The organism is Pseudomonas sp. NPDC090755, assembly GCF_044769005.1.
In the GTDB taxonomy this organism is placed as follows: domain Bacteria; phylum Pseudomonadota; class Gammaproteobacteria; order Pseudomonadales; family Pseudomonadaceae; genus Aquipseudomonas.
In genome coordinates, this window is sequence record NZ_JBIVXC010000001.1 from 132,005 (window position 1) to 154,269 (window position 22,265).

The window sequence follows — 22,265 nt, forward strand, 5'->3', positions numbered from 1 at the left end:
TGCGTGGTGCTTTGATCCGGCACCGGTTGCAAACAACAGGTGCCATATTGGAAAACCCCCTGATTTCAGGGGGTTTTTTATTTCCAGACGGTTCCCACGACGGCACATAGGGGGCTGTGGATAAGTATCCGTCCTTGACCCGAACGGCCTGCGAGCATCACGAGTGGTCGCTCAATGTTTCAATCAACGCCAGGCACTGCTTGACCTGTGGCGAGTTATCCCCAGCCCGGCGACTGAGGATGATCGGCGATACAGCGCTCGGCTCGCTCAGGGGTGCATAAACGATATCGTCACGGTGCTGGCGCTGCACCGAAGCCGGTACCAAGGTTATCCCCAGGCCGGCAGCCACCAGTCCGAGTGCGGTCTGCAGTTCGTTGGTCCACTGAATCACCTGCACGCTCAGGCCCTGGCTGGAGAACAATGCCATGATGTGGTCGGCGTAGCTCGGGCGTGGGGTGGCGGGGTAGAGCACGAAGGGTTCAAAGGCCAGGCGCACCAGGTCAATGGGCTGACCGATCAGCGGATGGCCACAGGGCAGGGCGACCACCAGCGGGTCCTCGCGCAGCACCTGCTGGTCGATGGCCGGATCGTTGAGGTGGATGCGGCCGAAGCCGATATCGATGCGCCCGGCCTTGAGGGCTTGTGCCTGTTCGAGGGTGATCATTTCCTGCAGGCCCAGCTCCAGCGCCGGGTTGCGCCGCAATTGGCGGATCAGTTCGGGCAGCAGGTCGTACAGGGTCGAGGGGGCGAAGCCGATGCGCAGCCATTGGCGCTCACTGTTGGCGATGCGCCGGGCGCCTTCGGCGATCTGCTCGAGCTGATCGAGCAGCATCGCACTTTGTTCGTGGAAGTAGCGCCCGGCTTCGGTCAGGCGCAGCGGGCGGCTGCGTTCCAGCAACTCGACGCCGAGGAGTTCTTCCAGCTGGCGGATCTGCCGGCTCAGGGGCGGCTGGGCGATGTGCAGTTGCTCGGCGGCGCGGGTGAAGTTCAGGGTCTGCGCGAGTACCCGGAAATAACGAAGATGGCGCAGTTCCATGATACCTCCTGGGTATTGTTGCCTACCCAACAGATATTGGACTGCCTGTCATCGCTGACGCAAGCTCATAGCCTGTGGATAACCAGACCCTGTGGATATCGTCCAGCAAGAACAAGAAGAGGGCAGCCCATGAGCAGCCACCTGTTGAGCGAGCGCAGCTGTGTGTTTGAGCGCGCCGACCCTTATGCCGTGTCCGAATACGTTAACCAGCACGTCGGTGGCCATAGCCTGCGCCTGCCCAGGACTGGCGACCTGCAAGCCAGCATCAACCACCGCAAGTTCGCCAGCCTCGACCTGTGCCGCCTGAGCTATGGCGGCAAGGCGCGGATCACCTCGCCGGCATTGGGGACCCTGTATCACTTGCAGATCCTGCTCAAGGGCCATTGCCAGTCCAGCTGCCGTGGCAACGAGCATCACTATGTGCCCGGCGAGCTGCTGCTGATCAACCCGGATGATCCGGTCGACCTGACCTATTCGGCCGACTGCGAGAAGTTCATTCTCAAGCTGCCGGTGGGGCTGCTCGAACAGGCCTGCCTGGAGCAGCGCTGGCAGGTACCCGATGGCGGTATTCGCTTTACCAGCGCGCGCCATGTCACGGGTGAGCTGGAAGGCTTTATCGGCTTGCTCGGGTTGATCTGCGAGGAAGCCGAATCCGCCAACTCGTTGCTGCAGGTGCAAGAGCACTACGGACGCATTGTCGCCAGCAAGTTGTTGAGCCTGCTCGGCAACAATGTCCAGCGCGGCGAGCCGGCCTTGCAGGCACATTCCTTCGAGCAACTGGCGGAATACATCGACAGCCACCTGCAGCAGGACATCAGCGTCGCTCAGTTGATGGAGGTGGCGCGGGTCAGTGAACGCACGCTGTATTCACTGTTCGAGCGCCATGCCGGGCTGTCGCCCAAAGGCTATGTGCGCCAGCGCAAGCTGGAGCGTATCCACGCGGCGCTGCAGGACCCGGCAAGCCCGGTGCGCAACGTCACTGAAATCGCCCTGGACTACGGCTTCCTGCACCTGGGGCGCTTTGCCGAAAGCTATCGCCAGCACTTTGGCGAGCTGCCTTCGGCCACCTTCAAACGGCACCGCTGACCCTCTGTCCTGCGTTGCGCAAACTGGATAGCGATTCGCAGGAAACGGCTATTGGCTCTTTTGCGCTGCTCCTAACCTGAGGCTGCGAACCCTGCACGGCAGGTTCACCAACCAGGTCCGGATAACAACAACAAAAGAGACACGCCTCATGCGAACGATCGATATCAATAGCCTGGTCGATCAGGCGAAGTTCAATTCCTTTCACTGGCGTGTGCTGTTCTGGTGCGCGCTGATCATCATCTTCGACGGCTACGACCTGGTCATCTATGGCGTGGTGCTGCCGGCATTGATGCAGGAGTGGGGCATGACCCCGTTGCAGGCCGGTGCCCTGGGCAGCTATGCCCTGTTCGGCATGATGTTCGGGGCCCTGGTGTTCGGCCCGCTGTCGGACCGGATCGGACGCAAGAAAGCCATCATGATCTGCGTGATCCTGTTCAGCGGTTTCACTGTGCTCAATGGCTTTGCCCGCAACCCCACGGAGTTCGGAGTTTGTCGCTTCCTGGCCGGGCTCGGCATCGGCGGGGTGATGCCCAACGTCGTGGCGCTGATGAACGAATACGCGCCCAAGCGCATGCGCAGTACCCTGGTGGCGATCATGTTCAGCGGCTACTCGGTGGGCGGCATGCTCTCGGCGGGCCTGGGCATGGTGCTGTTGCCGGCATTCGGTTGGCAGTCGGTGTTCTATGTGGCGGTCATCCCCTTGTTGGTACTGCCGTTGATCCTGCGTTTCCTGCCGGAGTCGCTGGGCTTTCTGGTGCGCCAGGGTCGTACCGGGCAGGCCGCTCAGTTGCTGCAGCGGGTCGAGCCCAGCTATCAGCCACAGGCCGACGATCGCCTGGACGTGGTGACGGGCGTTGCGCACGGTGGCTCGGTGCCGCAGCTGTTTCGCGAAGGCCGGGCGCTGAGCACCCTGATGCTCTGGGTGGCGTTCTTCTGCTGCCTGCTGATGGTCTACGCGCTCAACTCCTGGTTGCCGAAACTGATGAACAACGCCGGTTACGGCCTGGGTTCGAGCCTGGCGTTCCTGCTGGTGCTCAACTTCGGGGCGATCTTTGGTGCGGTGGGCGGTGGCTGGATCGGTGACCGCTTCAAGCTCGACCGGGTGCTGGTGGTGTTCTTCGCCATCGCCGCGCTGTCGATCAGCCTGCTGGGCTTCAAGAGCCCGACGCCGGTGCTGTATCTGCTGATCGCCATTGCCGGGGCGACCACGATCGGCACGCAGATTCTGGCCTATGCCTGCGTCGCCCAGTTCTACCCGATGGGCATTCGTTCCACCGGGCTTGGATGGGCCTCGGGGATCGGACGCAGCGGGGCGATCGTCGGGCCGCTGCTGGGTGGGATGCTGCTGGGAATCCAGTTGCCGCTGGCACTGAACTTCATGGCCTTTGCGGTACCGGGTGCGGTGGCGGCGGTGGCGATGATGGTGTTTGCCAGCCGGGGCACGCTGAAGGCCGGGGCCGGGGTGCAGTCGGCAGCCTGATCTGCCTTCATCGCAGGCGCCGCCAGCTCCCACTGTAGGAGCTGGCGAAGCCTGCGATACAGGCGCCGCCTAACCAACGTCAAAACAACAATAAAAAGAGTGCACGAACCATGAACAACCTCCGTCCAACCGGGTTGCTGTCTTTGCTCGCCCTGAGTTTCACCACCCAGGCCGCTGAACCTGATTTCTTCAAGGACGCCACCGCCACCCTGCAAGCGCGCAACTACTACTTCAGCCGCGATTTCTCCGGCATCGTTGGCGCCAACCCGCAGTCCAAGGCCGAGGAGTGGGGCCAGGGTTTCATCCTCAACGTCAAATCCGGCTACACCCCGGGCGTCATCGGTGTCGGGGTCGATGCCATCGGTGTGCTTGGCCTCAAGCTCGACAGCAGCCCGGACCGTACCGGCACCGGCCTGCTGCCGGTTCAGGATGATGGCCGCGCAGCGGATGAATACAGCCGGGCTGGCGCGACCCTGAAGCTGCGCTATTCGAAAACCGAGCTGAAGGTCGGCGAGCTGCAGACCAACCTGCCGATCCTTCAGTACAACGACTCGCGCCTGCTGCCGCCCACCTACCAGGGGGCCAGCATCAGTTCGAGCGAGATCAACGGCCTGACCCTGCAGGCCGGCCATCTGAGTTCCACCAGTCTGCGCAACGAAGCGGGCGATGAAAAACTGATCGCCATGCTCGGCCACCTGCCCCAGCGCCAGGCCGATAGCGATGCCTTCAATTTCGCCGGCGGCGACTACAGCTTCAACGCCAACCGCAGCACCCTGAGCCTCTGGTACGGTCGCCTGGAGGATATCTACCAGCAGGGCTTTGTCGGCCTCAAGCACAGCCAGCCGGTGGGCGACTGGGTGCTGGGCGCCAACCTGGGTTACTTCAGCGCCAGCGAGGAGGGCGATAGCCGCATCGGTGACATCGACAACCAGGCGTTCTACTCACTGTTCTCGGCCAAGCGCGGCGGCCACACCTTCAGCGTCGGCTATCAGGGGATCTATGGCGACGACGCCTTTCCCCGTGTGTTTCCGAACATTTCGCCTCTGGGCAACGAAGTGCCGACCTATGAGTTCGCTTTTGCCGACGAACGCTCCTGGCAGGTACGTTACGACTACGACTTCGTCGCCATGGGCATTCCAGGGCTGACGGCGACCGTTCGCTACCTTACGGGCAACAACGTCGACACCGGGCAGGGCTTCGAGGGCAAGGAGCACGAGCGCGACCTGGACCTGGGCTATGCGGTGCAGAGCGGGTTGTTCAAGGGGCTGGGGGTAAGGGTTCGCAATGCGATGGCACGCTCGAACTACCGCTCGGACATCGATGAGAACCGGGTGATCCTGACTTACACCTGGACGTTGTTGTAAGGATTGGCGGCGCTATCGCGGGGCAAGCCCGCTCCCACAGAGTTATCCACAATCCTGGTGGGAGCGGGCTTGCCCCGCGATGCTTTTGGAAACACACCGCCCATCCCCCGATTGGTCGGCAAGCGCTGCGATCGCTTAGACTGCCAGGATAACTACAACGAGTGTCCTGGTATGGAGAGTCCCCTGCTCAGCGAGCGCAGCCGGGTTTTCGATCGTGCCGATCCTTATGCCGTGTCGACCTACGTCAATCAGCATGTGGGCGTGCACCACATCCGCCTGCCGCGCAACGGGCATCCGCAGGCGTGCCTCGATCACCGCAAGTTCGCCAGCCTCGATCTGTGCCGGATCAGCTACGGTGGCGAAGTGCGGGTGATGTCGGCCGCCCTGGAAAACGTCTTTCACCTGCAGATCCTGCTGCGCGGCCACTGCCTGTGGCGCCGCGGCCGCGCCGAGCGCTTGCTTGGCCCTGGCGAGTTGCTGCTGATCAACCCGGACGAACCGGTCGACTTGGCCTATTCGGCCGACTGCGAAAAATTCATTCTCAAGCTGCCCAACCGCCTGCTCGAAAGCGTCTGCGACGAACAACGCTGGCAGCGGCCGGGCGAGGGCGTGCGCTTCGTCCAGAACCACTACCAGTTGCTGGCGCTGGAAGGTTTTGCAGGGCTGCTGGCCATGGTCTGCCATGAAGCCGAAGCCAGCGAGCCGCTGCTGCGGGTACAGGAACACTACAGCCAGATTGTTGCCAGCAAGTTGCTGACCCTGATGCCAACCAACATCAGCCGCGAGGCGCTGGGTGGGCAGGCGGCATCGTTCGAGCGGATCGCCGAATTCATCGACACCCACCTCAAGCAGGACATCGCCAGCGAACAACTGGCCCGCCAGGCCAGTATGAGCCTGCGCTCGCTCTACGCCTTGTTCGAACGCAACGCCGGCACCACGCCGAAGATGTACATCCGCCAGAAAAAACTCGAGCGCATCCGCGCCAGCCTCAGCGACCCGCACTGCACGGTGCGCAACATCACCGAACTGGCCATGGACTACGGCTTCGTCCACCTGGGCCGTTTCTCGGAACACTACAAGTCGCTGTTCGGCGAACTTCCCTCCGATACCCTCAAGCGTCGTTCCTGACACTTTGCAGAAAACGGATAAAGGTCTGCACAAAGCGGATATTTGCCGTGCCCCTCGCTCCCTAACCTGACATGGCCTGACCACAATAACAACGGAGGCCCCGGCCATGTCCCTGGGATTCGATTACCTTAATTCCCTGCTTGAAGAAGATCAGGAGAAGGGCGTCTTTCGCTGCAAGCGCGAGATGTTCACCGACCCCCGTCTGTTCGATCTGGAAATGAAACACATCTTCGAAGGCAACTGGCTGTACCTTGCCCACGAAAGCCAGATTCCTGAAAAGAACGACTACCTCACCACCACCATGGGGCGCCAGCCGATCTTTATCGCGCGCAACAAGGAGGGGGTGCTCAATGCTTTCCTCAATGCCTGCAGCCACCGCGGCGCGATGCTGTGCCGTCACAAGAGCGGTAACCGCTCGTCCTACACCTGCCCGTTCCACGGCTGGACCTTCAACAACTCCGGCAAGCTGCTCAAGGTCAAGGATCCGGTCGATGCCGGCTACCCGGCCAGCTTCAACTGCGAAGGCTCCCACGACCTGACCAAGGTCGCCCGTTTCGAGTCCTATCGCGGTTTCCTGTTCGGCAGCCTGAACCCCGACGTCGTGCCGCTGGTTGAGCACCTGGGCGAGTCGGCCAAGATCATCGACATGATCGTCGACCAGTCGCCGCAAGGTCTGGAAGTGCTGCGCGGTTCTTCGTCCTACATCTACGAAGGCAACTGGAAGCTGACCGCCGAGAACGGTGCCGATGGCTACCACGTCAGCGCCGTGCACTGGAACTACGCCGCCACCCAGAACCAGCGCAAGCAGCGCGAGGCGGGCAGTGAAGTGAAGACCATGAGCGCTGGCGGCTGGGCCAAGAGCGGTGGTGGTTTCTACTCCTTCGACAAAGGCCACCTGTTGCTCTGGACCCGTTGGGCCAACCCCGAGGACCGTCCGCTGTTCGAGCGCCGCGACGAGCTGGCCGCCGATTTCGGCCAGGCCCGCGCCAACTGGATGATCGAGAACTCGCGCAACCTGTGCCTGTACCCGAACGTGTACCTGATGGACCAGTTCAGCTCGCAGATCCGCATTGCCCGACCCATCGCCGTGGACAAGACCGAGATCACCATCTACTGCATTGCGCCCAAGGGCGAGAGCGACGAGGCCCGGGCCCAGCGTATCCGCCAGTACGAGGACTTCTTCAACGTCAGTGGCATGGCCACTCCGGACGACCTGGAAGAATTCCGCTCCTGCCAGATGGGTTACCAGGGCGGGCGTGGGTGGAACGACATGTCCCGTGGCGCCACCCACTGGGTCGACGGCGCCGATGCCGCTGCCCAGGAAATCGACCTGCACCCGCAAATGAGCGGCGTGCGTACCGAAGACGAAGGCCTGTTCGTGCTGCAACACAAGTACTGGCAGGAAACCATGCTCAAGGCCCTCGCCGACGAGCAACAGTTGATCCCAGTGGAGGCCGTGCAATGAGCATCTCCTTCGAGCAAGTACGCGACTTTCTCTATGAAGAAGCGCGCTACCTGGACGACAGCCAGTGGGACAACTGGCTGGAGTGCTACGCCGCCGACGCCACCTTCTGGATGCCGGCCTGGGACGACAACGACCAGCTCACCGAAGACCCGCAACGGGAAATCTCGCTGATCTGGTACGGCAACCGTGGTGGTCTGGAAGACCGCGTGTTCCGGATCAAGACCGAACGCTCCAGTGCGACCATGCCCGACACCCGGACCTCGCACAACATCAGCAACATCGAACTGCTGGAACAGAACGATGGCGTCTGCAAGGTGCGCTTCAACTGGCACACCCTGAGCTTTCGCTACAAGACAGTGGACAGTCACTTCGGCACCAGCTTCTACACCCTGGATGTGCGCGGCGAGCGGCCGCTGATCAAGGCCAAGAAGGTCGTGCTCAAGAACGACTACGTACGTCAGGTCATCGACGTTTACCACATCTGAATCCAGCTTTCCTGCGAGGTGTGCCATGCACAAGATCGCCTTGAATTTCGAGGACGGGGTTACCCGTTTCATTGACGCCACCGCTGACGAGACCGTGGCCGATGCCGCCTACCGCCAGGGCATCAACATTCCGCTGGACTGCCGTGACGGTGCCTGCGGTACCTGCAAGTGCTTTGCCGAGGCCGGTCGCTACGACCTGGGCCAGGAATACATCGAAGACGCCTTGAGCGAGGAAGAAGCCGCCCAGGGTTACGTGCTGACCTGCCAGATGCGCGCCGAGAGCGATTGTGTGGTGCGGGTGCCGGCTTCATCCCAGGTGTGCAAGACCGAACAGTCCAGCTACCAGGCCAGCATCAGCGCCGTGCGCCAGCTGTCCGACAGCACCATCGCCCTGTCGATCAAGGGCGAGGCCCTGAGCCGCCTGGCGTTCCTGCCGGGGCAGTACGTCAACCTCGGCGTGCCCGGCAGCGAGCAGACCCGTGCCTACTCCTTCAGCTCGCTGCAGAAGGATGGCGAGGTCAGCTTCCTGATCCGCAACGTACCGGGCGGGCTGATGAGCAGCTTCCTCACCGGCCTGGCCAAGGCGGGCGACAGCATGACCCTGGCCGGCCCGCTGGGCAGCTTCTACCTGCGTGATATCCGCCGTCCGCTGTTGTTGCTGGCCGGTGGCACGGGGCTGGCGCCCTTCACCGCGATGCTGGAAAAGATCGCCGAAGAGGGCAGCGAGCATCCGCTGCACCTGATCTACGGCGTGACCAACGACTTCGACCTGGTCGAACTGGATCGTCTGCAGGGCTTCGTCGATCGCATCCCCAACTTCAGCTTCAGCGCCTGTGTCGCCAACCCCGAGAGCCAGCATCCGCTCAAGGGCTACGTCACCCAGCACATCGAGCCGCGCCACCTCAACGAAGGCGATGTCGATGTGTACCTGTGCGGTCCACCGCCGATGGTCGAGGCGGTCAGCCAGTACATCCGTGAACAGGGCATCACCCCGGCGAACTTCTACTACGAAAAATTCGCCGCCGCGGCCTGAACCCGTTTTATGGGGCCGGGCGCATCGTGCGGGTACGGTCGGCCCCTTTTTTATTCGAGGTTGTCATGCACAACAGATTCGATAACAAGGTCGCGCTGGTTACCGGCGCGGCGCAGGGCATCGGCCGCCGTCTGTGCGAGCGTCTGCTCGAAGAAGGCGCGACCCTGGTGGCGGTGGACCGCTCGGAGCTGGTTCACGAACTGCAAGGCGAGGGCGTGCTGACCCTGACCGCCGACCTTGAGCAACACAGTGATTGCAGCCGGGTGATGGCGGCGGCGGTGGAGCGTTTCGGCCGGCTCGATGTGCTGGTCAACAACGTCGGCGGCACCATTTGGGCCAAGCCCTTCGAGCACTACGAGGCGGCGCAGATCGAGGCCGAAGTCCGTCGCTCGCTGTTCCCGACCCTGTGGTGCTGTCACGCGGCGCTGCCGTACATGCTCGAGCAGGGCAGCGGGGCCATCGTCAACGTTTCCTCGATTGCCACCCGCAGCGTCAACCGCGTGCCCTACGGCGCGGCCAAGGGCGGCGTGAATGCGCTGACCGCCTGCCTGGCCTTTGAAACCGCCGGTCGCGGTGTGCGGGTCAATGCCACGGCGCCCGGTGGCACCGAGGCACCAGCACGGCGGGTGCCGCGTAACAGCGCCGAGCAGAGCGCCGAGGAAAAAATCTGGTACCAGCAGATCGTCGACCAGACCCTCGACAGCAGCTTGATGAAGCGCTACGGCAACCTCGACGAGCAGGTTGGCGCCATCCTTTTCCTGGCCTCCGACGAGGCTTCCTACATCACCGGCACGGTCCTGCCGGTCGGCGGCGGCGACCTCGGTTGAGCGCCCCTGGAGAACCTCGATGAGTCATCCCTTGATTGAACGCATCTCGACCCTGATCGTCGACTTGCCCACCATCCGCCCGCATAAGCTGGCGATGCACACCATGCAGAAGCAGACCCTGGTGATCATCCGCCTGCACTGCTCCGACGGCATCGAAGGCCTGGGCGAGGCCACCACCATTGGTGGCCTGGCCTATGGCAACGAAAGCCCGGAAAGCATCAAGCAGAACATCGACAGCTACTTCGCGCCGCTGCTGATCGGCCAGGACGCCAGCAACATCAACGCCGCCATGCAGCGCCTGGACAAGGTGATCAAAGGCAACACCTTCGCCCGTTCCGGTATCGAGAGTGCCTTGCTCGATGCCCAGGGCAAGCGCCAGGGCCTGGCGGTCAGCGAGCTGCTCGGCGGGCGTGTACGTGACAGCCTGGAAGTGGCCTGGACCCTGGCCAGTGGCGACACCGAACGCGACATCGCCGAAGCCGAGCAGATGCTCGACCTGCGCCGCCACCGCATCTTCAAGCTGAAGATCGGTGCCAATGAAGTGGCTCACGATCTGCGCCACGTCATCGCGATCAAGCAGGCCCTGGGCGACCGCGCCAGCGTGCGCGTCGACGTCAATCAGTACTGGGACGAATCCCAGGCGATTCGCGCCTGCCAGGTGCTGGGCGATAACGGCATCGACCTGATCGAGCAGCCGATCTCGCGCATCAACCGCGCCGGCCAGGTGCGCCTGAACCAGCGCAGCCCGGCGCCGATCATGGCCGACGAGTCGATCGAAAGCGTCGAGGACGCCTTCAGCCTGGCCGCCGACGGTGCCGCCAGCATTTTCGCCCTGAAGATCGCCAAGAACGGTGGCCCACGGGCGGTACTGCGCACCGCACAGATCGCCGAAGCCGCCGGCATCGCCCTGTACGGCGGCACCATGCTCGAAGGCTCGATCGGCACCCTGGCCGCTGCCCATGCCTTCGTCACCCTCAACCAGCTGACCTGGCACACCGAGCTGTTCGGCCCGCTGCTGCTGACCGAAGAGATCGTCGTCCAGGCGCCGGTGTACCGCGATTTTGCCCTGCAGGTGCCACGCACCCCTGGCCTGGGCCTGACCCTGGACGAAGAGCGCCTGGCGTTCTTCAGCCGCAAGTAAGGAGAGACGCCATGTTGTTCCACGTGAAGATGACCGTGAAGTTGCCCCTCGACATGGACCCGGCCCTGGCCGCCCGGCTCAAGGCGGACGAGAAGGAACTGGCCCAGCGCCTGCAGCGCGAAGGCCTGTGGCGCCACCTGTGGCGCATCGCCGGGCACTACGCCAACTACAGCGTGTTCGACCTGCCCAGCGTCGAGGCCCTGCACGACACCCTGATGCAGCTGCCGCTGTTCCCCTACATGGACATCGAGATCGACGGCCTGTGTCGCCACCCTTCTTCGATCCACAGCGACGATCGCTGAAACCCGAACGCCGATAACAACAATTCGAGGTACCTGTCATGACCGTGAAGATTGCTCACACTGCCGATATCCAGAAATTCTTCGAAGAAGTCAGTGGCCTGAACAACGACCTGGGCAGCCCACGCCTGAAACTGCTGACCAACCGCATCGTCAACGATGTGGCACGCATCATCGAAGACCTGCAAGTGACCCCCGACGAATTCTGGAAAGCCGTGGATTACGTCAACCGCCTGGGTGCCCGCCAGGAAGCCGGCCTGCTGGTGGCCGGCCTGGGTGTCGAGCACTACCTGGACCTGCAGCTGGATGCCCAGGATGCCGAAGCCGGCATCACCGGTGGTACTCCACGGACCATCGAAGGCCCGCTGTATGTGGCCGGTGCGCCGATGGCCGAAGGTGAAGTGCGGATGGACGATGGCCGCGATCCGGGTACCGTGATGTTCCTCCAGGGCCGGGTGCTGGACGACAACGGCCAGCCGGTGGCCGGTGCGGTGGTCGACCTGTGGCATGCCAATACCCAGGGCACCTACTCGTATTTCGACAGCACCCAGTCCGAGTACAACCTGCGCCGCCGCATCGTCACCGATGCCGAAGGCCGCTACCGCGCCCGCAGCATCGTGCCGTCGGGCTACGGTTGCCCGGCCGATGGTCCGACCCAGGCATGGCTCGATCAACTGGGCCGTCACGGTAACCGCCCGGCGCACATTCACTTCTTCATCTCGGCGCCGGGCTTCCGCCACCTGACCACCCAGATCAACCTGGCCGGTGACCAGTACCTGTGGGATGACTTTGCCTATGCCACCCGCGATGGGCTGATCGGCGAACTGCGATTCGTCGAGGATGCGAAAGCGGCTGATGCCCGTGGTGTGCAAGGGCGCTTTGCTGAAATGGACTTCGACTTCCAGCTGCAGAGTGCACCGAAGCCTGCTTGCGAGAAGCGCAGCAAGCGGCCGCGGGCGTTGCAGGACGCTTGAGTCCGGGTTGAATCCATCGCGGGGCAAGCCCGCTCCTACAGAGGTGGGAGCGGGCTTGCCCCGCGATGCTTTTCAGAAGCCACCCACTGGATAATCCAATGAAAACAATACTCCAGGACTTCTCCCTGTCGGCCTTGGTCGCCGGCTTCATCGCCACCCTGATCTCCTACGCCGGCCCCTTGGTGATCATCTTTCAGGCCGCCCACAGTGCACAGCTGTCGGCGGCCGAACTGTCTTCATGGGTGTGGGCCATTTCCATCGGCAGTGGCGTGCTGGGTGTGGTCCTCAGCCTGCGCTTCAAGGTGCCGCTGGTGATCGCCTGGTCGGCACCGGGCTCGGCCCTCCTGGTGGCGCTGTTGCCGGACATCGCCTTTGCCGAGGCGGTCGGTGCCTATATCGTCGCCAACCTGGTGATTCTGCTGGTGGGCCTGTCCGGTGCCTTCGACCGGATCGTCGGCAAGCTACCGCCGGCCATTTCCGCCGCCATGCTGGCGGGCATCCTGTTCAGCTTCGGCACCGGATTGTTCACCTCGCTCAAAGCGCAACCGCTGATGGTGCTGGCGATGTTCGTCTGCTACCTGCTGTTCAAGCGCATGGCGCCACGCTACGCGGTACTGGCTGTGTTGGTTTGCGGCGTGAGCATTGCCGTGGCCAGTGGCGCAATGAACAGTTCGGCGCTGGTGGTGGGACTGGCCACCCCGGTGTGGACCACACCTGAGTTCAGCTGGAATGCCGTGCTGAGTATCAGCCTGCCATTGGTGATGGTGGCCCTGACCGGGCAGTTCGTGCCGGGTATCGCGGTGCTGCGCAACGACGGCTATGCCACGCCTGCCAGTCCGATCATTGCCAGCAACGCCCTGACCAGTTTGTTGCTGGCGCCCTTCGGGTGTCATGGCCTGAACCTGGCGGCGATCACGGCGGCGATCTGCACCGGTCGCGAAGCCCATGACGATCCAGGCAAACGCTATTGGGCGGGTGTGTGCGGTGGGGTGGTGTATCTGCTGCTGGGGATCTTCGGTGCGACCCTGGTGTCGCTGTTTACCGCCTTTCCGGCAGCCTTGATCGCGGCGCTGGCGGGGCTGGCGCTGTTCGGCGCCATCGGGGGGGCGCTGGCCGGCGCGATGAGCATGCCCGCTGACCGCGAGGCGGCGTTGATCACCTTTCTGGTGACGGCCTCGGGGATGTCATTCCTGGGCTTGTCGGCAGCCTTCTGGGGCCTCATCTTCGGCCTGTTCGCGCACCTGCTGCTGCACCTGCGGCGACCGGCGCCACAGGTGAGCAGGGCAGGGGTGCAGGCTGACTGAGGTCAGATCTGCATGGCCATGCCTTCGACGTTCATGGCCGCCTGGCGCAAGGCTTCGGAACGGGTCGGGTGCGGGTGGCAGGTCAGGGCGATGTCTTCGGCCGACGCGGAGAACTCCATGGCCACGCAGAACTCGCCGATCATCTCGCTGACGCTCGGGCCGACCAGGTGCACGCCCAGCACTTCATCGGTGTTGGCGTCGGCCAGGACCTTGGCGAAACCTTCGGTCTCGTGATTGATCTTGGCCCGGCTGTTGGCGGTGAAGGGGAACTTGCCGACCTTGTAGGCGCGGCCTTCGGCCTTGAGCTGTTCTTCGGTCTTGCCGACGCTGGCCAGTTCCGGGCGGGTGTAGATCACCCCGGGAATCAGGTTGTAGTTGACCTCATGGGCCTTGCCGGCGATCCGCTCGATACAGGCCACCGCTTCGTCTTCGGCCTTGTGCGCGAGCATCGGGCCGGAGGTGACGTCACCGATGACCCAGACGCCCGGCACGGTGGTACGGTGATGCTCGTTGCCGAGCATGCCGCGCTTGTCGGTTTCAAGGCCGACGCTCTCCAGGCCCAGGCCCTTGGTGTAAGGGCGGCGGCCAATGGCGACCAGTACGTAGTCGGCTTCCAGGTTTTCGCTGGCGCCGCCTGCGGCAGGTTCCAGGCTCAGGCTGACGGCATCGGCCGAGGCCGTGGCCTGGGTCACCTTGCTGCCCAGCTTGAATTTAATGCCTTGCTTGGCCAGTGCGCGTTGCAAGGTCTTGGCGGTTTCTTCGTCGGTGCCCGGGCAGATGCGGTCCAGGTACTCGATCACGGTGACCTGGCTGCCCAGGCGGCGCCAGACCGAGCCCAGCTCCAGGCCGATCACGCCAGCGCCGATCACCACCAGGTGCTTGGGCACGGTGGGCAGCGACAGGGCACCGGTGGAGTCGATGATGCGCTGGTTGTCGATGGTCACGCCCGGCAGCGGGGTGGGCTCGGAGCCGGTGGCGATGACGATGTCCTTGGCTTGCAGCTCGGTGACGCTGCCGTCGGCGGCGCTGACGTTGACCCGGCCAGGCCCGGCCAACTGACCCCAGCCCTTGAGCCAGTCGACCTTGTTCTTGCGGAACAGGAACTCGATGCCCTTGGTCAGGCCGGTCACGCTTTCGTCTTTCTGCTTCATCATCTGGGCGAGGTTCAGGGTCGGGGTGACCTCGATACCCAGGTTGGCGAACTCACTGCCCACAGCCGCCTCGTACAGTTCGGAGGCATGCAGCAGCGCCTTGGACGGCATGCAGCCAACGTTGAGGCAGGTGCCGCCGAGGGTCGAACGTCCTTCCACGCAGGCCACGCTCAGGCCCAGCTGGCCGGCGCGGATGGCTGCGTTGTAGCCGCCGGGGCCGCCGCCGATGATCACCACATCATAGGTTTTCATTGTTGTACTCCAGGATGAAGAATCGACAATGGCGCCAAGATTAGTCTGCGGGATGGCTGATTGTATACAAATTATCGAGTGCCCCCGGATGCGCCCGCAGGGTCTGGAATGCGGGCGCCAGGCTCAGACCATGGTCGCAATGGGCTATAACTTTCAATAACTGAACTACCCTTTGGCGGTGACGTCCGAAGATAAAGGGAGGCTCATTCATGCTTGCGCAACTTCCACTTGTTCTGCAAAGCCTGCGACTGCCGCTGCGTCTGCGACTGTGGGATGGTCATGAGTTCGATCTGGGCCCCAAGCCCCAGGTCACCATCCTGGTCAAGGATCCGCAGCTGATCACCCAACTGACCCACCCGAGCCTGGACGACCTGGGCGCTGCCTTCGTCGAAGGCAAGCTGGAGCTTGAGGGCGCCATCAGTGAGGTGATCCGGGTTTGCGATGAGCTCAGTGAGGCGTTGCTCAAGGATGAAGTCGATGACCAGCCGGAGCGCCGCGAGCATGACAAGGCAACCGATGCGGCGGCCATTTCCTACCACTACGACCTGTCCAACAACTTCTACAAGCTGTGGCTGGACAAGGAGATGGCCTACTCCTGCGCCTACTTCAAGACCGATCAGGACAGCCTGGAGCAGGCCCAACTGAACAAGTTCGAGCACCTGTGTCGCAAGCTGCGCCTGCAGAAGGGTGACTACCTGCTGGACGTCGGATGCGGTTGGGGTGGCCTGTCACGCTTCGCCGCCCGCGAGTTCGGTGCCAGGGTGATGGGCATCACCCTGAGCAAGGAGCAGCTCAAGCTGGGTCGTGAACGGGTAAAGGCCGAGGGACTGCAGGATCAGGTGGAGCTGAAGATCCTCGACTACCGCGACCTGCCCCAGGATGGTCGTTTCGACAAAGTGGTCAGTGTCGGCATGTTCGAGCACGTCGGCCATGCCAACCTGGCGTTGTATTGCCAGCGCCTGTTTGGCGCGGTGCGAGAGGGCGGCCTGGTGATGAACCATGGCATCACGGCCAAGCATGTGGACGGGCGTCCGGTCGGTCGTGGTGCGGGTAGTTTCATCGGCCGTTATGTCTTCCCTCACGGCGAGTTGCCGCATCTGTCGATGATCTCCGCCAGCATCAGCCAGGCGGGGCTTGAGATCGTCGATGTCGAGAGCCTGCGCCTGCACTATGCGCGCACGCTGCATCTGTGGAGCGAGCGTCTGGAGAGCCAGCTGCAAAAAGCCTCGACCCTGGTACCGGAGAAAGCCTTGCGCATCTGGCGCCTGTACCTGGCCGGTTGCTCCTATGCCTTTGCCAAGGGCTGGATCAACCTGCACCAGATTCTCGCGGTGAAGCCGTTCGCCGACGGGCATCACGACCTGCCGCTTACCCGGGACGATCTGTACCGCTGAGCAGCGCTAGAGAATCGGTGAAATCAGCCGGGCAATACGCATCCCCAGTTGTTGCAGGCGATGGGTGTCCTGGCTGTCTTCGGCGGATATCTCCCGGGCCAGGTCGAAGTCGCGGATCAGCATGGCTTCGACCTGGTCGGCGAAATCGCGGTCGACGGTCAGCAGCATTACTTCGAAGTTCAGGCGGAAGGAACGGTTGTCGAGGTTGGCGCTGCCGATGGCGCTGATCTCGTTATCGATCAGCACCACTTTCTGGTGCAGGAACCCCGGGCCATAGCGGAACATCCGCACCCCGGCGCGCACGGCCTCGAACGCGTACAGGCTGGAGGCGGCATAGACGATGCGATGGTCGGCGCGCGAGGGTAGGAGGATGCGCACATCCACGCCACGCAAAACCGCCAGGCGCAGGGCGGCGAATACCGCTTCATCGGGGATGAAGTAAGGGCTGGTGATCCACACCCGCTCCTTGGCCGAATGAATGGCTTCGACGAAGAACAGCGAACAGGTTTCCTGAGGGTCGGCCGGACCACTGGCCAGCACCTGGCAGAGCACGCCGTTCTCCGGGTAGGTGTCGGGCAGAAGCAGGGGCGGCAGTTGGCGTGCAGCCCAGAACCAGTCTTCGGCGAAGGACTCCTGCAGGCAGGCCAGCACCGGACCGCTGACCTGCACATGGGTGTCGCGCCAGGGTGAGAGTTTCGGCTTGTTGCCCAGGTACTCGTCGCCGACGTTGTGCCCACCCACGAAACCCTGCATGCCATCGACTACGACAATCTTGCGGTGGTTGCGGAAGTTGACCTGGAAGCGGTTGAACCAGCCGCGGCGGGTGGCGAAGGCGTGGATGTTAACGCCGCCATCGCGCAGGGCCTGGCTATAGGCGGCAGGCAGGGCGTGACTGCCGACCCGGTCGTAGAGCACATAGACCTGTACTCCCTCGGCGGCTTTTTTCAGCAGCAGGGCCTGCAATGCCCGGCCCAGGTTGTCGTCATGGATGATGAAGAACTGCACCAGCACCGTATCCCGCGCGTGCTCGATGGCGGCGAAGATGGCATCGAACGTGGCCTTGCCATCGATCAGCAGGCGCACCTGATTGTTCGCCAGGCAAGGCATGCGTCCCAATCCGGGCATGGCCCGGAGCGAGTTGTAGGACTCGGAGCTTCGCGCGGCCAGCGCCTCTTCAACCCAGGGCCGCCAGTTCAGGTCGGCCATGGCTACATGCATTTCACGGTTGGCCTGGCGGCGGGCATGGATGTAGGCATCGAAGGTACGACTGCCGAACACCAGGTAGGGGATCAGGGTGAAGTAGGGAATGAACACCAGCGACAGGGCCCAGGCAATCGCCCCTTGGGCGGTGCGCACGGTGAGTACCGCATGCACGGCGGCGATACTGCCCAGCAGGTGTATCACAACGATGAGGTAACCGAAGAATAAGGGGCTGTGGTAATCCATACGCATCCTGCTATCCAAGGGCACTGTCTCTAACAGAGCATGTTCGAGGCCGACCTTGCAACCGAAAGCACAAAATGACGTCTAAGCTGTGTTCCAGCTTGGGGCTGGAGTTTCGAGGAGTCCATTACATGAAGAGTCGTCTGCCGATGCTGGCACTGGTCCTGGGGCTGGCGAGCCCGTTGGTGCATGCACAGATGTTGCAACCCGGGCTGTGGGAGCTGACCACCAGCAATATGCAGGTCGATGGCAAGCAGCTGCCGGACATGGGCTTCATGCTCGGCCAGCTGAAGAACCTGCCGCCCGAGCAACGGGCAATGATCGAAGGGGGGCTGGCCAATCAGGGCATCAATATCGCCGGTCAGGGCGTGCGCTCGTGCCTCACCCCTGAACAGGTCAAGACCAACGACATCCCGCTGCAGGACCCGAAGTCTGGCTGCACCCAGAAGATCACCGAACGCAGTGGCAATGTGTGGAAATTCACCTTCACCTGTCCGAAGGCCCAGGGCGCGGGACAAGCTACCTTTCTTAGTGACCGCGAGTTTCTCACTGAGGTCGCCGGCACCTTCAATGCGTCGGGCGTCCAGCAGCAGGGCAGCATGAACACCCGTGCCGTGTGGCTGGGTGCTGACTGTGGAACGGTCAAGCCACGGACCTAGTCGATCCAGCCCCACCGGCTTTCGGCAACCGCGTCGTGGGCATGCAGACTTTCCGCATGTTCCACGCGCAGCTTGAAGCCGCTGCACCCTTCCAGGCTGCGCAGGGCCACATGCAGGCGCCGCGCGGCATCTTCACAGAACATCAAGTTCTGACCGTTGGCCAAGGCGAAGGCCTGTTCATCCGCACGTTTCACCGCTGTTTGCACAGCGGTGCCCAAAGCGGCTTCAGCCTGATCGATCAGGTCGACAATCGGCAACTCATTTCGACCTTCCCGCAAGCGAACCTGTAGTTTCGCCACGCTGCGCTGGCTATGGGGCGTAGCAACCACACCCTGGGTGCTGCCTAACCAAGCGAGCACGGCGTCGTGGCTCAGGGGGCGATTGCCGAAGTCAGACAGAAACTGCTGTTGGATCAACTGCCTGGCCAGGGCCGCCGAACAGGGGCAGGTCGAGGAGTAGTCCAGCGTCACAAATAGTTCCACGTGGAACATTTCATCGTTTAGCTGAGCGGAAAGTGTAATCGGATAGGCCTTCCAACCCGCCAATGGGCTGACCAGTGCTGGACGTTTGAGCAGCAAATCGAAGCGCAGATTCAAATAGGCTGCAGTGGATAAACCGGCGTGACTGGTTAGAAAACTCTCCAGAACCTGGCGCGTCAACAGCGGGCTCAACGGCTGTTGTTCGAACATTTCCAGTGCCAGGTACAGGCGCGACATATGGATTCCGCGAGCGTTGCCATCGTCCAGGCTGACCCCAGCGTCGGCACTGGCGCGTAGCCTGTTGTCCTGAAACAGCAGCGGTAAGGCAATGTTGCACATGCCGACCCAGTCCAGTGGCAAAGCAGTACGGATGTCTTGAGCGGCGATATCGGGAAGCGTAAAGGCAGTCATGGTCAGCTCATGTTCCGGGTGGCGTGTTGGAGCAGGTTGGCAAAATTGTATTGTTATAATATAACATTGCGCAATGCATCGTTCGAATGCACCTGCCCAGATGAGGACCAGACCATGCCCGACCGCCTTCCCGTTACCGTGCTTTCCGGCTTCCTCGGTGCCGGCAAAAGCACCTTGCTCAACCACGTGCTGCGTAACCGCGAGAACCTGCGGGTCGCGGTGATCGTCAACGACATGAGTGAAATCAACATCGATGCCAGCGAGGTGCAGCGCAATGTCAGCCTCAACCGCGCCGAAGAAAAACTGGTGGAGATGAGCAACGGTTGCATCTGCTGCACCCTGCGCGAGGACCTGCTTGAAGAAGTGGGCCGGCTGGCCCGGGAGGGACGTTTCGACTACCTGCTGATCGAGTCCACCGGCATTTCCGAGCCGCTTCCGGTAGCCGAGACCTTTACCTTCCGTGATGACCAGGGCCGCAGCCTGGCTGACCAGGCGCGTCTGGACACCATGGTGACGGTGGTCGATGGCCTTAATTTCCTGCGTGACTACCAGGCCGCCGACAGCCTGGCCAGTCGTGGCGAGACCCTGGGGGAAGAGGACCAGCGCTCAATCACCGACCTGCTGATCGAGCAAGTGGAATTCGCCGATGTCATCCTGCTCAGCAAGATCGACCTGATCAGCAGCCATGAGCGTGACGAGCTCTGCGCCATCTTGCGCCGGCTCAATGCCCAGGCGCGGATTATCCCGATGAACATGGGCCAGGTGCCCTTGGCGTCGATCCTCAACACCGGCCTGTTCGACTTCGAGCGCGCCGCGCAGGCACCCGGCTGGTTGCAGGAGATGCGCGGGGAGCATGTGCCGGAAACCGAGGAATACGGCATCGCCGCCAGCACCTGGCAGGCGCGTCGACCGCTTCATCCGCAGCGCTTCTTCGACTTTATCAACGGCCCCTGGAGCAATGGCCGGCTACTGCGCTCCAAAGGTTTCTTCTGGCTGGCCAACAAACACCAGGACGCCGGCAGCTGGTCCCAGGCCGGGGGCATGATGCGCTATGGCTTTGCCGGGCGTTGGTGGCGCTTTGTTCCACGCGAGCACTGGCCGCAGGACGAACAGAGCACCGCCGCCATTCTCAAGAACTGGACGAGCGAATGCGGTGATTGCCGCCAGGAGTTGGTGTTCATTGGCCAGGACATCGACTTTGCCCGCCTCGATGCGCAGCTTGAGGCTTGCCTGTTAAGTGATGCGGAAATGGCCGAAGGTGCTGAAAGCTGGCGTCAGTTACCGGACCCGTTTGGCCCCTGGTACGAGGAGGATGCCGCCTGACCTTGACGGGGTGGCCTGCAATCAAGGCATAGTGGCACAAACTCCGGGTGCGTACCGCCACATGCTTCAGAACATTCCAACTCACGTCATTGCCGGCCCGCTGGGGGCCGGCAAGACCAGCCTGATTCGCCACTTGCTGACCCAGCGCCCGCCCGACGAGCGCTGGGCGGTGCTGATCAACGAGTTCGGCCAGATTGGCCTGGATGCTGCCTTGCTGAGCACTGACGACCAGGGCATCGGCATGGCGGAAGTGGCGGGCGGCTGCGTGTGCTGCGTCAATGGCGCGCCGTTCCAGGTCGGGCTGGGTCGCCTGTTGCGCAAGGTCAGGCCGCACCGGTTGTTCATTGAACCCTCGGGCTTGGGGCATCCGCTGCAACTGCTCAAGCAGCTGCAGCAGGCGCCATGGAGAGGCGTCCTGGCCGTGCAACCGGCCGTGATGGTGCTGGACGCCGCTCAACTGGCCGCCGGCATCCCGTTGCCGGCAGCGCAGCAGGAAACCCTGGCCAGTGCAGGCCTGCTGGTGTTGAACAAATCAGAGGCTGTGGATGATGAACGGCGGCTGTGGATAACTTCCCGGTTGCCGGATCAGCCGCTGTGTTGGACCGAGCTGGGTCGGTTGGCGTTGTCGGCACTGCCCGTTCGAATGCCTGGAACGACTGCAGAAGGGGTTGTGGATAAGCTGATTTTGCCCAGCAAAATCGAGCCTCTGGCGGCCCTGTGGATAAATCCACGTGAACCCCTGTGCAGTGTTCAGGACAGCGATGACGGTTGGAGCATCGGCTGGCGCTGGCATCCACAGCAGCTGATCGATCACGCGCGTGTGGAAAAGTTTTTGGCTGATTTCAACTGGTGCCGGGCCAAACTGGTTATCCACAGCCCCCACGGCTGGCAGTCGCTCAATGTATTGGCGCAGCAGGACGAGTTGCACTGGCTGCCCAGCGAATGGCGACGCGACTCGCGCATCGAATTGATCTTTACCGCCGCCCAGGATCGCCAAGCGCTGCAACAGGCCATGGTGGCCTGTCGTCTCTAGTTGCGCCAGCGGTTGTGGTCCTGGCGCCACTGCTTCATTTCGATGACGTTGTCAGTGTGCGGGGCGGGTTTGATTTCGAAGGGGTAGGGCGCCAGTTCGATCTGCATGCTGTGGGCACCGAACTGGGTGACGGTGCCCGGATGGCGCTGTTCACCAGTGACGGTGAATTCGAAGTTATACACACGGGCCAGGCGCTTGCGGCCCTCGGCGTCGCGGACAAAGCCGATGCGCTTGAGCGCCACATTGCCGTCGAGCAGTTCCAGATCGAGTTTTGCACAGTGCTGCTTGACCCGTTCAAGGGCCTTTTCACGCAATCCGTGGTTGTGCCATAGCCAGGCGCCGGCAGAGGCCAGCAACATCAGCACGAAGAGATTACCCAGGGTCAGCATTTACATTGGCTCCAACGAAGTACGTCCAGCTTAACTGCCTCTCCGGTCTGTCGTACAGGTGGCATTTAGCGCCATACTGCGCGCCGTGTTTTTCATTTTCTTGCCTGGA

The 22,265-nt window shown here is 62.5% G+C and carries 21 protein-coding genes; 16 read left to right on the forward strand and 5 right to left on the reverse strand.

Annotated elements, in window-relative coordinates; translation table 11 throughout:
* Positions 1 to 157: 157 nt before the first annotated feature.
* Positions 158 to 1,036 carry a LysR family transcriptional regulator gene (locus tag ACIQUS_RS00650; protein ID WP_403041549.1) on the reverse strand — a complete coding sequence of 293 codons (879 nt, stop codon included), beginning with the start codon at positions 1,034 to 1,036 and terminating at the stop codon, positions 158 to 160.
* Positions 1,037 to 1,165: 129 nt separating this feature from the next.
* Between ACIQUS_RS00650 and ACIQUS_RS00655 the strand changes: the two genes are divergently transcribed.
* The 12 genes from ACIQUS_RS00655 (at position 1,166) to ACIQUS_RS00710 (ending at position 13,622) form a co-directional block, all read left to right on the forward strand.
* On the forward strand, positions 1,166 to 2,122 hold the full coding sequence (locus tag ACIQUS_RS00655) for an AraC family transcriptional regulator (RefSeq protein WP_403041551.1): 957 nt from the start codon (positions 1,166 to 1,168) through the stop codon (positions 2,120 to 2,122).
* 148 nt (positions 2,123 to 2,270) lie between these two features.
* Positions 2,271 to 3,602 carry an aromatic acid/H+ symport family MFS transporter gene (locus tag ACIQUS_RS00660; protein WP_403041553.1) on the forward strand — a complete coding sequence of 444 codons (1,332 nt, stop codon included), beginning with the start codon at positions 2,271 to 2,273 and terminating at the stop codon, positions 3,600 to 3,602.
* Positions 3,603 to 3,712: 110 nt separating this feature from the next.
* Positions 3,713 to 4,966: an OprD family porin gene (locus tag ACIQUS_RS00665; protein WP_403041556.1), complete on the forward strand. Its 1,254-nt coding sequence runs from the start codon at positions 3,713 to 3,715 to the stop codon at positions 4,964 to 4,966.
* 171 nt (positions 4,967 to 5,137) lie between these two features.
* On the forward strand, positions 5,138 to 6,094 hold the full coding sequence (locus ACIQUS_RS00670) for an AraC family transcriptional regulator (protein WP_403041560.1): 957 nt from the start codon (positions 5,138 to 5,140) through the stop codon (positions 6,092 to 6,094).
* Positions 6,095 to 6,200: 106 nt separating this feature from the next.
* Positions 6,201 to 7,559: a benzoate 1,2-dioxygenase large subunit gene (gene benA, locus ACIQUS_RS00675; protein ID WP_403041563.1), complete on the forward strand. Its 1,359-nt coding sequence runs from the start codon at positions 6,201 to 6,203 to the stop codon at positions 7,557 to 7,559.
* Positions 7,556 to 8,044: a benzoate 1,2-dioxygenase small subunit gene (benB, locus tag ACIQUS_RS00680; protein ID WP_038616069.1), complete on the forward strand. Its 489-nt coding sequence runs from the start codon at positions 7,556 to 7,558 to the stop codon at positions 8,042 to 8,044. The genes benA and benB overlap by 4 nt, the downstream gene beginning before the upstream one ends.
* A gap of 25 nt (positions 8,045 to 8,069) precedes the next feature.
* Entirely contained in the window at positions 8,070 to 9,077 is a 1,008-nt protein-coding gene (gene benC, locus ACIQUS_RS00685) for a benzoate 1,2-dioxygenase electron transfer component BenC (RefSeq protein ID WP_403041567.1), read from the forward strand.
* Positions 9,078 to 9,142: 65 nt separating this feature from the next.
* On the forward strand, positions 9,143 to 9,904 hold the full coding sequence (locus ACIQUS_RS00690) for a 1,6-dihydroxycyclohexa-2,4-diene-1-carboxylate dehydrogenase (protein WP_403041569.1): 762 nt from the start codon (positions 9,143 to 9,145) through the stop codon (positions 9,902 to 9,904).
* A gap of 19 nt (positions 9,905 to 9,923) precedes the next feature.
* On the forward strand, positions 9,924 to 11,045 hold the full coding sequence (locus tag ACIQUS_RS00695) for a muconate cycloisomerase family protein (protein ID WP_403041572.1): 1,122 nt from the start codon (positions 9,924 to 9,926) through the stop codon (positions 11,043 to 11,045).
* 11 nt (positions 11,046 to 11,056) lie between these two features.
* A complete protein-coding gene (gene catC, locus ACIQUS_RS00700) occupies positions 11,057 to 11,347 on the forward strand; it encodes a muconolactone Delta-isomerase (protein WP_403041574.1) in 291 nt (96 codons plus the stop codon).
* A 38-nt stretch (positions 11,348 to 11,385) separates the two neighbouring features.
* On the forward strand, positions 11,386 to 12,318 hold the full coding sequence (gene catA / locus ACIQUS_RS00705; protein WP_403041576.1) for a catechol 1,2-dioxygenase: 933 nt from the start codon (positions 11,386 to 11,388) through the stop codon (positions 12,316 to 12,318).
* A 98-nt stretch (positions 12,319 to 12,416) separates the two neighbouring features.
* On the forward strand, positions 12,417 to 13,622 hold the full coding sequence (locus tag ACIQUS_RS00710) for a benzoate/H(+) symporter BenE family transporter (protein WP_403041578.1): 1,206 nt from the start codon (positions 12,417 to 12,419) through the stop codon (positions 13,620 to 13,622).
* Positions 13,623 to 13,624: 2 nt separating this feature from the next.
* Here ACIQUS_RS00710 and lpdA read toward each other — a convergent pair whose 3' ends face one another.
* Positions 13,625 to 15,025 (reverse strand): dihydrolipoyl dehydrogenase, encoded by a 1,401-nt coding sequence (gene lpdA, locus ACIQUS_RS00715; RefSeq protein ID WP_403041580.1) that lies wholly within the window; start codon positions 15,023 to 15,025, stop codon positions 13,625 to 13,627.
* A gap of 209 nt (positions 15,026 to 15,234) precedes the next feature.
* On the opposite strand from lpdA, the gene cfaB reads away from it, so the two are divergent.
* The gene (gene cfaB / locus ACIQUS_RS00720) at positions 15,235 to 16,419 is read left to right on the forward strand and encodes a C17 cyclopropane fatty acid synthase CfaB (protein WP_403041582.1); all 1,185 of its coding nucleotides are present in this window, start codon (positions 15,235 to 15,237) and stop codon (positions 16,417 to 16,419) included.
* 6 nt (positions 16,420 to 16,425) lie between these two features.
* Here cfaB and cls read toward each other — a convergent pair whose 3' ends face one another.
* Positions 16,426 to 17,865: a cardiolipin synthase gene (gene cls / locus ACIQUS_RS00725; RefSeq protein WP_403041584.1), complete on the reverse strand. Its 1,440-nt coding sequence runs from the start codon at positions 17,863 to 17,865 to the stop codon at positions 16,426 to 16,428.
* A gap of 128 nt (positions 17,866 to 17,993) precedes the next feature.
* Between cls and ACIQUS_RS00730 the strand changes: the two genes are divergently transcribed.
* On the forward strand, positions 17,994 to 18,521 hold the full coding sequence (locus ACIQUS_RS00730) for a DUF3617 domain-containing protein (RefSeq protein WP_403041587.1): 528 nt from the start codon (positions 17,994 to 17,996) through the stop codon (positions 18,519 to 18,521).
* Here ACIQUS_RS00730 and folE2 read toward each other — a convergent pair.
* Positions 18,518 to 19,411: a GTP cyclohydrolase FolE2 gene (folE2, locus tag ACIQUS_RS00735; protein WP_403041589.1), complete on the reverse strand. Its 894-nt coding sequence runs from the start codon at positions 19,409 to 19,411 to the stop codon at positions 18,518 to 18,520. The genes ACIQUS_RS00730 and folE2 overlap by 4 nt on opposite strands.
* Positions 19,412 to 19,525: 114 nt before the next feature.
* On the opposite strand from folE2, the gene zigA reads away from it, so the two are divergent.
* Positions 19,526 to 20,734 (forward strand): zinc metallochaperone GTPase ZigA, encoded by a 1,209-nt coding sequence (zigA, locus tag ACIQUS_RS00740; RefSeq protein ID WP_403041592.1) that lies wholly within the window; start codon positions 19,526 to 19,528, stop codon positions 20,732 to 20,734.
* Positions 20,735 to 20,795: 61 nt separating this feature from the next.
* Positions 20,796 to 21,767 carry a CobW family GTP-binding protein gene (locus ACIQUS_RS00745; RefSeq protein WP_403041595.1) on the forward strand — a complete coding sequence of 324 codons (972 nt, stop codon included), beginning with the start codon at positions 20,796 to 20,798 and terminating at the stop codon, positions 21,765 to 21,767.
* Here the strand turns inward: ACIQUS_RS00745 and ACIQUS_RS00750 are convergent.
* Positions 21,764 to 22,156, reverse strand: a complete 393-nt coding sequence (locus ACIQUS_RS00750) for a DUF3301 domain-containing protein (protein ID WP_403041598.1) — start codon at positions 22,154 to 22,156, stop codon at positions 21,764 to 21,766. The two genes, ACIQUS_RS00745 and ACIQUS_RS00750, sit on opposite strands and share 4 nt — an antisense overlap.
* Positions 22,157 to 22,265 lie beyond the last annotated feature (109 nt).